This is a genomic window from Nocardia carnea, assembly GCF_029869215.1.
Taxonomy (GTDB): Bacteria; Actinomycetota; Actinomycetes; order Mycobacteriales; family Mycobacteriaceae; genus Nocardia; species Nocardia carnea_B.
Window position 1 is genome coordinate 23,125 of sequence record NZ_JARWPM010000107.1, and the last position, 12,284, is coordinate 35,408.

At 70.4% G+C, this 12,284-nt stretch carries 7 protein-coding genes; 3 read left to right on the plus strand and 4 right to left on the minus strand.

The window, feature by feature from the left end:
• Position 1: 1 nt before the first annotated feature.
• The 4 genes from rsmD to QH276_RS06255 all read right to left on the minus strand — a co-directional run bounded on the left by rsmD (position 2) and on the right by QH276_RS06255 (position 9,442).
• A complete protein-coding gene (gene rsmD, locus QH276_RS06240) occupies positions 2 to 595 on the minus strand; it encodes a 16S rRNA (guanine(966)-N(2))-methyltransferase RsmD (RefSeq protein ID WP_280402100.1) in 594 nt (197 codons plus the stop codon).
• Positions 592 to 3,990 carry a pyruvate carboxylase gene (locus tag QH276_RS06245; protein WP_280402101.1) on the minus strand — a complete coding sequence of 1,133 codons (3,399 nt, stop codon included), beginning with the start codon at positions 3,988 to 3,990 and terminating at the stop codon, positions 592 to 594. Before QH276_RS06245 ends, rsmD begins: the two co-directional genes overlap by 4 nt.
• Positions 3,991 to 4,929: 939 nt before the next feature.
• The gene (recG, locus tag QH276_RS06250; RefSeq protein ID WP_280402102.1) at positions 4,930 to 7,206 is read right to left on the minus strand and encodes an ATP-dependent DNA helicase RecG; all 2,277 of its coding nucleotides are present in this window, start codon (positions 7,204 to 7,206) and stop codon (positions 4,930 to 4,932) included.
• Positions 7,207 to 7,240: 34 nt separating this feature from the next.
• On the minus strand, positions 7,241 to 9,442 hold the full coding sequence (locus tag QH276_RS06255) for a DAK2 domain-containing protein (protein WP_348536950.1): 2,202 nt from the start codon (positions 9,440 to 9,442) through the stop codon (positions 7,241 to 7,243).
• A 673-nt stretch (positions 9,443 to 10,115) separates the two neighbouring features.
• Here QH276_RS06255 and rpmB point away from each other — a divergent pair.
• The 3 genes from rpmB to QH276_RS06270 all read left to right on the plus strand — a co-directional run bounded on the left by rpmB (position 10,116) and on the right by QH276_RS06270 (position 11,811).
• Positions 10,116 to 10,307, plus strand: a complete 192-nt coding sequence (gene rpmB, locus QH276_RS06260) for a 50S ribosomal protein L28 (RefSeq protein ID WP_011210730.1) — start codon at positions 10,116 to 10,118, stop codon at positions 10,305 to 10,307.
• A 311-nt stretch (positions 10,308 to 10,618) separates the two neighbouring features.
• Positions 10,619 to 11,029 carry a GNAT family N-acetyltransferase gene (locus QH276_RS06265; RefSeq protein WP_280399301.1) on the plus strand — a complete coding sequence of 137 codons (411 nt, stop codon included), beginning with the start codon at positions 10,619 to 10,621 and terminating at the stop codon, positions 11,027 to 11,029.
• Positions 11,026 to 11,811 (plus strand): enoyl-CoA hydratase/isomerase family protein, encoded by a 786-nt coding sequence (locus tag QH276_RS06270; RefSeq protein ID WP_280399300.1) that lies wholly within the window; start codon positions 11,026 to 11,028, stop codon positions 11,809 to 11,811. Before QH276_RS06265 ends, QH276_RS06270 begins: the two co-directional genes overlap by 4 nt.
• Positions 11,812 to 12,284 lie beyond the last annotated feature (473 nt).

Genomic DNA, 12,284 nt, shown 5'->3' on the forward strand with positions numbered 1-12,284 from the left:
CTCAAACGCTAGCAGGTGTGGCCGGACCCACCGCGCCGGCGCCGATGTACACGGCGGACTCGATCCGGGTTTCCCCGTACCGTTTCGCGGCGCGTGCCGCGAAGCCCGGCGGCCAGCCGATCTCCGCCGACCGCGCGGACCGTTCCACCAGCAGCAGCGCATCCTCGGCCAGCCAGCCGTGGGCGGCCAGCGCGCCGATATCCCCCTCGACGGCCGCGGTGGGCAGCTCGTAGGGCGGGTCGGCGAAGACCAGGTCGAATTCGCCCGCACCGGCCTGCGCCAGCACCTGGGCCACCGCGCCCACCCGTACCTGAGCCGCGGGCAAACCCAGGTCCGCGATATTGCCGCGGAGCACCGCGGCCGCCCGCCGATCCGATTCGACCAGCAGTGCATCCGCGGCGCCGCGGGACAGAGCCTCGAGTCCCAGCGCGCCCGACCCGGCGTAGAGGTCGAGTACGCGCAGCCCGTCGAGGTCCATCCGGGCCTCGATCGAGGAGAACAGTGCCTCCCGCACCCGGTCCGAGGTGGGCCGGGTACCGGCGGGCGGTACGCGCAGGCGCCGCCCGCCGGCCGTGCCGGCGACGATCCGGGTCATTCCGATTCGCGCTCGCCCAGTTCGATCAGCAGGTCACCGCCCTCGACCTGCTGTACCTGGGTGATGGCCACCCGGCTCACCACGCCCCCGCGCGGCGCGGTGATGGCGGCTTCCATCTTCATGGCCTCGATGGTGGCGATGGTGTCGCCGGAGGCGACGGTATCGCCCTCGGTGACGATCAGCGTCACGACACCGGCGAACGGGGCGGCGATGTGGTGCGGGTTGTTCTTGTCGGCCTTCTCCGCGGCCGGGATCTCGCTGGCGATGGAGCGATCCCGCACCGAGACCGGGCGCAGTTGCCCGTTGAGAATGCACATCACCGTGCGCATCCCGCGTTCGTCGGGTTCGGAGATGGCTTCCAGCCCGATGAGCAGGATGACGCCCTTCTCCAGCTGGACCCGGTGTTCCTCGCCGTGGCGCAGGCCGTAGAAGAACTGATTCGCCGACAACCCGGTGGTATCGCCGTACTTCTCGCGATGCGCGAGGAATTCGGCGGTGGGACCGGGGAACAGCAGCCGGTTCAGGGTCGCGCGGCGTTCCTGCGAGGTGCCGGCCAGCCCGGCCTCGTCCGCCGCGGTCAGCGGGGTCTCCGGTTTGGCGGCGCTCCGTCCGGCGAGTGCCTTCTCCCGGAACGGTTCGGGCCAGCCACCGGCCGGGGTGCCGAGTTCGCCGCGCAGGAAACCGATCACCGAATCGGGGATGTCGTAGCGCCCCGGATCGGCGGCGAAATCCTCGATATCGACACCGGAACCGACCAGCGACAGCGCGAGATCACCGACCACCTTCGACGACGGGGTCACCTTGATCAACCGGCCCAGCAGCCGGTCGGCCGCGGCGTATTTGGCCTCGACCTCCTCGAACCGATCACCCAACCCGAGCGCGATGGCCTGCTGCCGCAGATTCGACAGCTGGCCGCCGGGGATCTCGTGGGTGTAGACCCGGCCGGTCGGGGCGGGCAGCCCGGATTCGAACGGCGCGTATACCTTGCGCAGGGCTTCCCAGTACGGCTCCAGATCGCAGACATTGCCCAGATTCAGCCCGGTGTCGTATTCGCTGTGCGCGGCGGCGGCGACGATCGCCGACAGCGCGGGCTGGCTGGTGGTACCGGCCATGGCCGCGGACGCACCGTCGACCGCGTCCGCGCCGGCCTGCCACGCCGCCAGGTAGGTGGCGAGCTGGCCGCCCGGGGTGTCGTGGGTGTGCACATGCACCGGCAGGTCGAAATTACTGCGCAGCGCGGTCACCAGTTTCGCCGCGGCGGGCGCGCGCAGCAGGCCGGCCATATCCTTGATCGCCAGCACATGCGCGCCCGCATCGACGATCTGCTCGGCCAATTTCAGGTAGTAGTCGAGGGTGTAGAGCTTCTCGTCGGGGTTCGTGAGATCCCCGGTGTAGCTCAGCGCGACCTCCGCGATCGCGGTGCCCGTCTCCCGGACGGCGTCGATGGCCGGGCGCATCTGATCGACATTGTTGAGCGCGTCGAAGATCCGGAAGATATCGATCCCGGTGTCGGTGGCCTCGGCGACGAACGCCCGGGTCACCCGCTCCGGATACGGCGTGTAACCGACGGTGTTCCGCCCGCGCAGCAGCATCTGCAGGCAGATGTTCGGAATCGCCTCACGCAGCGCGGCCAGCCGCTCCCACGGATCCTCGTACAGGAACCGCAGCGCCACGTCGTAGGTCGCGCCACCCCAGCATTCGACCGAGAGCAGCTCTGGAGTCAGCCGGGCCACATGCCCGGCCACATCGAGCAGGCCGTTGGTCCGCACCCGGGTCGCCAGCAGCGACTGGTGCGCGTCGCGGAAGGTGGTGTCGGTGACTCCGACGGCCTTCTGCTCGCGCAGCGCCCGCGCGAAACCCTCCGGGCCCAGGGTCAGCAGCTTCTGCCGCGAACCGTCCGGCGGCGGGACCGAGAGATCGATCGCCGGCAGTTTGTCGTGCGGATACACCGCCGTCGGCCGCGCCCCGTGCGGTTTGTTCACGGTGATATCGGCCAGATAGTTCAGGATCTTGGTGCCGCGGTCGGCGGGTTCACGCAAGGAGAGCAACTGCGGGCGCTCGTCGATGAACGACGTGGTGACTCGCCCGGCCTTGAAATCGGGGTCCTCGAGCACCGCCAGCAGGAATTGGATATTGGTGGTGACACCGCGGATCCGGAACTCCATCAGGGCGCGGCGCGCCCGCGCCACCGCCGCCGGGAAATCCCGGCCCCGGCAGCTGAGCTTCACCAGCATGGAATCGAAATAGGCGCCGATCTCCGCGCCGAGGTTGGCCCCGCCGTCGAGCCGGATACCGGCGCCGCCGGGGGTGCGGTAGGCGGTGATCCGCCCGGTATCGGGGCGGAAACCGTTGGCCGGATCCTCGGTGGTGATCCGGCACTGCAGCGCCGCGCCGCGGATGGCTACCGTGTCCTGGCTCAGGCCCAGATCGGCCAGGCTCTCCCCGGCCGCGATCCGCAACTGTGACTGCACCAGGTCGACATCGGTGATCTCCTCGGTCACCGTGTGCTCGACCTGGATCCGCGGATTCATCTCGATGAAGACATGGTTGCCGCGTTCGTCGAGCAGGAATTCGACCGTCCCCGCGCAGCTGTAGCCGATCTGCCGCGCGAACGCCACGGCGTCGGCGCAGATCCGCTCGCGCAGGTCCGGATCGAGGTTCGGGGCGGGCGCCAGCTCGATCACCTTCTGATGGCGCCGCTGTACCGAACAGTCGCGCTCGAACAGGTGCATGACATTGCCCTGGGTATCGGCCAGGATCTGCACCTCGATATGGCGCGGATTCACCACCGCCTGCTCGAGGAACACCGTCGGATCGCCGAACGCGGATTCCGCCTCGCGCGAGGCCGCCTCGATCGCTTCCCGCAACTGTTCGCGGGCGGCCACCCGCCGCATCCCGCGGCCGCCGCCGCCCGCGACCGCCTTCACGAATACCGGGAATTCCATCGATTCGGCCGCGGTGAGCAACTCGTCCACATCCGCGGAGGGGGCGCTCGAGTTCAGGACGGGCAGTCCCGCCGCCTTCGCCGCCGCGATCGCCCGCGCCTTGTTACCGGCCAGTTCCAGGACCTCGGCCGACGGTCCGATGAAGGTTATTCCCGCTTGCGCGCACGCGGCCGCGAGGTCGGGGTTCTCCGAGAGGAACCCGTACCCGGGGTAGATGGCGTCGGCGCCCGCGGTCCGGGCCGCCTCGATAATCGCCTCGACCGAGAGATAGGCCCGGACGGGGTGCCCTTCCTCACCGATCTCGTATGCCTCGTCCGCCTTCAGGCGGTGCACCGAATTGCGATCCTCGTGCGGGAACACGGCAACCGTTCCGATACCGAGCTCGTACGCCGCGCGGAAGGCTCGGATGGCGATCTCGCCGCGGTTGGCAACCAAGACTTTCGAGAACATTGACCCAACGTACCCGGCGCCACATCCAGGTTCGACACCGAAGTCCACTTCGCAGAATCTTCACAATGCGGCATTGCACGGTTGCGAAACTTCGGTCACCCCGCCGTCACATCTCACCGGCGACCACGGCGGATTGTGCGGCCACGCGGGTCGGGCCAACTCCGGGCAACCTTCGCAGCCCGCCCGAACCGAACCCGGCGGCGCGGTCGGCCTGCGCACAGCGGCTCGATCGCGCTGTGCACACAGCAGCGCGATGGCGGCATCGGCCGGACAATGGTTCGCACGGCCGGTAGCGACGGTCGTGACAGTTCGCCACGAGGGCGGGTTAGCCGGTTCGCGTTCCGTCACCATATGGTCGCCGCCCACGCCGCGTGGTCGCCGCCCACGCCGCGCTGAGCCCGGCGACCCGATCGGGCGCGGGTGTTGGCTCGCAGGTATGCGCCCCGGCCGAGCCCCGATCTCGGCCTCCGGCGCCCCGGCCGTCACCCGTCGAGCTCGCCCGCGCCGCTCTCCCGCCGCTTCATCCGTTCAGCCGAAGCACAATGCGGGCAATGCCGCGTTACCCGCGCCACCGGGCGCATTCCCGATTGCGGAAGCGGCGACCGCCGCCGGACCGCCCGGCATCCTCGCTCTGGTCTCATCCCATCCAGCCCTTCCCTCGCAGTTGCTCTGTGCCAGCTTTGACGCTGCGCAATCCACGCCGGTTCCCGCTTGCCGCAACCAATTTCGATACGACCGGGTGCGAGCGGGCGGGCGCGCGCAGCCGACGCCCGAGTTGCCGCCGAGCGAACGCGGCCGGAAAGCAGCACGGCGAGTGGACAGATCAGCTCGGCGATCACCCGGCCCCGGGCGGCCGCGGGGGCTTCGCGGTACCTCTGCCCGATAGCGGGAGAGCGGCATTCGGCACGACCGCCGACCCCGGCCGGGGCCCCGCGCGGATCAGGATTTCGCCAGGTACTCCAGCCGTTCCGAATCGACGGCGGCGTGCATCATCGCCGCCAGACCGGGATGCCGGGTAAGGCCGGGATCCTCGGCGACCAGCGACCGCGCCAATTCCTGAGCGGTCGTGATGACCTCCAGATCGTCGAGCAGCGAGAGCAGCCGCAGCGAACGCGCAGTTCCCGACTGCGCCGAGCCCAGCACATCGCCCTCACGCCGCTGCCGCAGATCGAGTACCGACAGTTCGAAACCGTCGGTGGTCGCGGCCACCGCTGCCAACCTGGTCATCGCGGGCCCGCCGGGGGCGGCGTCGGTGATCAGCAGGCACAGACCGGGGTGTTTGCCGCGGCCGATCCGGCCACGCAACTGGTGCAGCTGGCTCACCCCGAACCGGTCGGCGTCCACGATCACCATCACGGTCGCGTTCGGCACGTCCACGCCCACCTCGACGACGGTCGTACAGACCAGGACATCGATCTCACCGGCGTTGAAATCGCGCATCACCTGATCTTTTTCGTCGGCCGGCAACCGCCCGTGCAACAGCCCGACGCGCAGGCCGGCCAGTGGTCCGGTGCGCAGCCGATCGAACACCTCGAGCACGGACTGGGTGGTGGGCGGTTCCTTCCCGGAATCCGCGCCACGCGATTTACCGCCTTTTCCGCGGGTGCCGCCGGTCTCCTCGTCGTCACCGATCCGGGAGCACACCACGTAGGCCTGCCGGCCGGCCCGCACCTCCTCGGTGATCCGTTCCCAGGCCCGGTCCACCCAGTTGGGGTGCACGCGGCGGGGTACCACTTTCGAGGTGATCGGCGAGCGGCCGCGGGGCAGCTGGGTGAGGGTGGAGGTCTCCAGATCACCGAGCGTGGTCATGGCGATGGTGCGCGGAATCGGGGTCGCGGTCATCACCAGCAGATGCGGCGAAATACCGTCTTTTGCCTTGGCCCGCAACGCATCCCGCTGCTCCACACCGAACCGGTGTTGTTCGTCGACCACCACCATGCCCAGATCGAAGAATTCCACCGAATCCTGGATCAGGGCATGGGTACCGATCACGATCCCGGCCTCCCCCGTCACCGCCGCCAGCAGCGCCGCCCGCTTGGTGGCGGTCGACAGGGAACCGGTGACGAGCGTGACCCGGGTGGCCGTCTCGGCCGCGCCGAGTTCCCCCGCCTTCCCGAGATCGCCGAGCATCGCCCGCAGCGACCGGTAGTGCTGAGCGGCGAGTACTTCGGTGGGCGCGAGCAGGGCACACTGCTGCCCGGCATCGACGACCTGCAACATGGCGTGTAGTGCCACGATGGTCTTACCCGACCCCACCTCGCCCTGCAGCAGGCGGTGCATGGGCTGTTCCCGGGACAGATCCGCGGAGATCTCGTCGATCACCGCGCGCTGGCCTTCCGTCAGTTCGAACGGCAGCCGCTGGTCGAAGGCAGCGGCGATCCCGTCCGGACGCGGCGGGCAGGGCCGGGCCGTCCGTCCCGACACCTCGTGCCGGCGTTCGGCCAGCACCAGTTGCAGGGCCAGCGCCTCGTCGAACCGCAACCGTTCCCGGGCCCGCTCGATATCGGACTGGTGTTCGGGCAGATGGATCAACCGCAGCGCATCGCCCACCGGCATCAGCGCCCGCTCGTCGCGTACTGCGGCGGGTAGCGGATCGGCGAGCGGGTCGAGCTGGTCGAGTACCTGCCGGACGCAGGCCAGGATCTCCCAGCTCTGCACCTTCGCGGTCGCCGGGTAGACCGGGATGAACTCGCGTTCGAAGAACGACATATCCACCCCGCCCGCACCTTTCGCGCTCTGCGCGATCCCGCGCAGATCACCACCACCACGCACAGTGGTGAGTACCGGCTCGTCGGTATCGGATTCGGGCAGGATCAGATAGCCGGGGTGGCTGAGATTCCATTGGCCGGGCCGCCAGTAGTTCACGGTGCCCGACATCATCGCCCGGGCGCCCTCGCGCACCGCGTATTTCACCTTGTCACCGTTGAAGAAGGTGACATCCACCCCGCGGCCGGAGCCGGTATCGAGCACCACCTTCAGCAAGGAACCCCGCCGCTGCCGCATCGGGCGCAACTCTGCTTTCGTGATACGCCCGATCACCGTGATATGCGCACCGTCCTCGGGCGCCTCCTCGGTGAGCGGCTGCCCCTGGGTCGCGTACCGCAGCGGGTAGTGCCGCAGCAGATCCTCCACGGTCCGCATATCGAACGCGTCCGCCAGTGACCCGGCCGCCTTCGCCCCGAGCACATGGTCGAGGCGATCGCTCAATGTAGCCATAACACTCCGCTCAGTGCCGCCCGCACGCGCCTACTCATTCCACACCGATCTGTATCAGGTCCCCGCGCTGCCCTCCGGAATACACCGTGACTTCGACACCGGGGAATTCGGCGCCGATATGCTCCGCGAGGTCGCCGGCCAAGCCGTCCGGCGCCCCGGCGCCGACGAGCAAGGTCACCAGTTCCCCGCCCAGGCCCAGCATCCGGTCCAGGAGGGTGTATCCCGCCGCGCGGGTATCGCGGTCGATCACCACCACATCGTGGCCCACCAGTCCCAGCCCGTCGCCGGGTGCGCAGGTCCCCACCATGGTCAGCGCGCGGCCCTCCGCCCGGCGCAGCGCGCCCCACCGGGTGGCCGCGGCGGCCTCGGACATGGCGAAGGCATCGTCCACCGCGATCCGCGCCCGGTCGTGCACCGCCAGCGCCGCGAGCCCCTGCACCATGCTGGCGCTGGGCAGCAGCAGCACATCGCGGTGTGCGTCGCGGGCCGCCGCCCCGACCGCTACCAATTCATGGGCGGGCAGCGCCCCGTTGGGCAGCACCAGCACCTCCCGATGCGGCATCCGCCGGATCGCCGCGAGCAACGCCGCGGATTCCAGCGCAGGCTCGGCACCGAGTACCACCGCCCCCGCCGCCTCGAACAATTCGGCCGCACCCACCCCGGCCGCCACCGCAAGCACCGCGCGATCCACCACCCCGGAGCCGTCCACGCCCGCCGGCGCGCCGCGGTCGCCCGTCATTCCACCGTGGGCATTCGACGACGCACTACAACCGTCGGGATGATCCCCGGCAGCGCGGCGAACGCCGATTCCGCCCGGGGAATCGCCTCCTTCCGGCCGGCGCCCGACCACCGGCGAACGCCGACCACCGAGCTCCGCCGCGGGCATGTCACCCGCCGGGGCCGCGTCCCCGGCGGCGGGCGCGCCAGGAGCGACCCCTGCCGCCGAGGGCCGGGCTCCCGGCGCAACACCGTCGGGTGTCACAGTGCCCGGGCCGAGACCGGCGACCGCGCCCCACTCACCGAACCGAATTCCGTCGCGGCCGGCCCCGCCCGCCGCGGTAGCGGTATCTCGGTGATTCCCGGCAAGATATTCGATCCGGATATCCCGCACCCGGCCGACCGTCATTCCGGCTTCCACCGCCGCTCCCGCGTCCGCGCAGTGGACGTGAACCGCCCATCCCCCGGCACCGTCGGCCGCGACCACCACCGAATCGCCGAGCACCGTCAGCCGCGAGCGCAGCCACGCGGCCCGGTCTTCCTCGCCCTCGTCGATCCGGAACATCACCTCGTAATGCGCCGCTTCCGGCACGGCGTGCCGGTGTTGTGCGAGCGAGTTGCCGGCGGCAGCCGGGTATGCGCGGCGAACAGGGGTTTCCCCGGTGACCGCCTCGACCATCGTGTCCAGCAGGACCAGCAGCCCGCGGGCTCCCGCGTCCACCACCCCGGCCGCGCGCAGCACCGCCAGCTGATCGCGGGTCTCGTCGAGCGCCCGCGCCGCGCCTTCGGCCGCGGCCCGGGCCACCTCGGCCAGCCCGGGCCCGGCACACTCCCGGGCCGCGGCACTCGCCCGGTCGAGCACGGTGAGGATGGTCCCCTCCACCGGCTCGCTGAGACTGCCGCGGACGAGCTGCGCGGCCCGCGCGAGCGCGGTCCGGTAGGTCGCGCCGGTCAAGCCGCCGTCTCGCGTCGCTTCCGCGACACCGCGGAGAACCTGTGCGAGGATGATCCCCGAATTTCCCCGGGCGCCCACCGTCGCCCCGTACGCCATCGCCGTGGCATACCGGTGGACGTCCCCCGCTGCGTCTCCCCGGGCCTCGTTCTCCTCCGCGCGCAGCGGCCACCCGGCATGTTCACCGGTTGCGGCCCCCGGGTGACGGTCCGCAGCACCGCCCGTGCCTGTTCCGGACCGACGACCGGCCTGTTCCCTGCCCGCACCGCCCCTGCACTCCTCGGCATCGACGCCCATGAGTTCGCCGGAGACTCCGCCTGCGGTTTCGTGGGCAGTCCGGTCCACCGGCGCGACGGCAATGTCGTCCTCCGGCTCCGCCGTAACCGCGGCCTCCCCATCCACACCCGCAGGTACCCGGGCCGCGGCGTCGGCCTCCGCGGTGGCGGCGCGCATGGTCGCCAGCAGGTTCTTCCCGGTATCGGAGTCCGGCACCGGGAAGACATTGAGTCCGTCGATCTCCGCGCGTGCCTGCTCCAAGGCTGTGACACAGGTGTGGCCCCACCGCAGGAACCCCGCCCCACTCAACCCGTCACCGGGCGTGCCGGTATCGCGGGCCTTCGATTCGCGGTCCACCTGCACGGCCGTGCCGTACGCCCCCGGGCGCTGTCCCTCCGGAACACCGCTGTCCTGCCGGGTTTCGGGCACCGCCACCTCGTTCCTGGTCGTCGGGTCTTTCGCCCGCCAGATTAGCGGGGGCGCCCGACACCGCGGACCGGCCGCACGGCACCGCCCGGCCCCGGGCCACGTCGCATCGTACGAGCGAGGCGTGCTCGGTACCGGCACTGTGTCGAACAGCGTCCAGAACTGGGCAGCGGGCCGGCTCCCACCGCCGGCGGGGCGAGCGGCGCGACACACAGCGGCCGGCAGCGCGACGGCGAACGCGCCGCCGGTGCGCGGGCCACAGCCGGGCTCCGCCGCGTCGCTACCGGCCCCGAGGCAGGTAGCCCGCTGGAACAGGCGGACGACCGGCCGGTAGGGTCGAAGTGAACATGCCGGTCGGGCACGGTCCGGGCCCGGTTTGGTGGATCACCGCGGGTCGGGCTACCCTTGCAGGGTTGCCTGGCGCGACCGGACCGGTCTGCGCTCGCCGCGGTTCCCGCGGCAGGCATGACGACATTGATCTCGGATCGGCCGCCGCACGGTGGCAGATCCCCCTGAAGACATGAAGGAGTTCGCGACTATGGCTGCCGTCTGCGACGTCTGCGCCAAAGGCCCCGGCTTCGGGAAGTCGGTCTCGCATTCGCACCGGCGCACCAACCGTCGCTGGAACCCGAATATCCAGACCGTGCGCGCACAGGTCGCCCCGGGTAACACCCGCCGGATGAATGTGTGCACCTCCTGCCTGAAGGCGGGCAAGGTCGTCCGCGGCTGAGTCCGCGACCACCGTGCTGCGGCAGCAGCCGCGATCGCCGCGCCGCGGATCACCGCGTCAACCGATCCGCGGGTAAACCCGCAGCACTGCGGTTTACCCGCGCAACAGTTCTTCGATTCCGGCCCCGGTCGCCATATCGGCACCGGGGCCGTTATCGTGCCGGTATCCGATCGGAGGGCGTCATCGAACTCGGCAATGGAACGCGGAAAACGCCCGGACCGCCCTGGCGGATAGTTCCGCTTGCGCCCGAGCATGCCTATCCGCTGGCGGTCTGCCATATCGCCTGCTGGCGGGAAGCCTATCGGGGGCTCGTGCCCGACCACGTGCTGGCGGCGCTCGACACGGACCAGCGCGCCGCGGGCTGGGAACGCATCGCCCGCAACCACACCCGGCGGCCGACCTGGGTCGCGGAATACGGTACCGAGATCATCGGATTCACCCAGTACGGTCTACCGGACGGGAATCCCGCGGTCGCCGACCGGGAACTCAGCGCGATGTACGTCCGGGCTCCCTGGTACGGCACGGGACTCGCGCAGGCCTTGCTCGATTCCGTGCTCGAACCGGACCGGTCCTGCTGCCTCTGGGTTTTCGAACGCAACCCGCGCGCCCGTGCCTTCTACCGCAAGTACGGATTCGCCCCTGACGGCACCGCCCGGCCGGAGCGGTTCGCGTGTGTAACCGAGATCAGGATGGTGCGCCCGGCAGTAGAGTTCGGAGAATGAGCACCGAAAGCGATTACATCCGAGTCGAGGACGGGGTCCTGGAGATCACCCTGTCCACCGCTGCCCGGGGCACCTCCCTCGATTTCGCCGGGGTCGCCGCGGGAACCGCCGCCCTGGCGGAGCTGCGTTCGGATGTGGGTGCGGTACTGCTCACCGGTGCGGGCCCCAATTTCTGCGCCGGCGGCGATGTCCGGGATTTCGCGGCGGCCGAAGCCCGTGCCGCGCATCTGTACCAGCTCGCCGATACGCTGCACGTTTTCGTCCGCGCCCTGGACTCCGCGCCGGTGCCGGTGGTCGCGGCCGTGCACGGCTGGGCCGCCGGTGCCGGAATGAGCCTGGTATGCGCGGCCGATATCGCGGTCGGCGGTCCGGGCACCCGGATGCGTCCCGCCTATCCAGGGGTCGGCCTGAGCCCGGACGGCGGTATGTCCTGGACCCTGCCGCGGCTCGTGGGCGCCGCGAAGGCCCGCGACATCCTGCTCACCGACGCCGTGCTCGACGCCACCGAAGCGCATCGTCTCGGCATCCTGGCACGGCTGACCGACAGCGACGACGCGGTCCTGCCGGCCGCCCGTGACCTGGCCCGCACCCTGGCCCGCGGCCCCCGCGCCAGCTATGCCTCCATCCGCACCCTGCTCAGCCGGTCGGCCACCGCGACCTTCAGCGAACAGCTGGACGCCGAACGCGACGCCATGGGCAAGGCCGCCGGCAGCCCCACGGGCCGCGAGGGTGTGGACGCCTTCCTCGCGAAGCGCACCCCGGACTACACCGGCCTCAACTGACCCGGCCGCCCGGACCATCGGCGTCCGGTCCCGAACGGGAACAACCCGGTAACCGCCGAAACAGCAGGGATTCGGACGGCCCAACCCCCGGAAACCGTATAAAACCACCGCGCGCCTGGTCCCACAAACGGCCCCAGGTCCGAACACCACCCCCGTGGCACCGAATCCAAGCCGCGCGAAGGGCCGATCACCCGAGGCCCGACGCAACCACGGCGGCGCCGAGTCCAGCGAGGCCCTCCAAGGGTTCGGCCCGTCCCCGGGGTTCAGGCTTCCTCGACGGTGATCGTTCCACGCATATCGGGGTGGCCGCGTCGGCGGGCGCCGCGATCAAGATGTCGACCATTCTCGGGCGGCTGCATATCGAGCTGATACCGGGCGCCGGCGCCGAATCGCCGGACAACCGGATCCCGCGGGCCAATTCCGCCGTGCCCTACAACCGGGCCAAAGTGATCCACGACCCGGAATACAAGTCG

Coding starts and splice junctions, on each gene's coding strand:
- QH276_RS06270 (WP_280399300.1), top strand. CDS start 11,026: ATGAGCACCGAAAGCGATTACATCCGAGTCGAGGACGGGGTCCTGGAG.
- rpmB (WP_011210730.1), top strand. CDS start 10,116: ATGGCTGCCGTCTGCGACGTCTGCGCCAAAGGCCCCGGCTTCGGGAAG.
- recG (WP_280402102.1), bottom strand. CDS start 7,206: ATGGCTACATTGAGCGATCGCCTCGACCATGTGCTCGGGGCGAAGGCG.
- rsmD (WP_280402100.1), bottom strand. CDS start 595: ATGACCCGGATCGTCGCCGGCACGGCCGGCGGGCGGCGCCTGCGCGTA.
- QH276_RS06245 (WP_280402101.1), bottom strand. CDS start 3,990: ATGTTCTCGAAAGTCTTGGTTGCCAACCGCGGCGAGATCGCCATCCGA.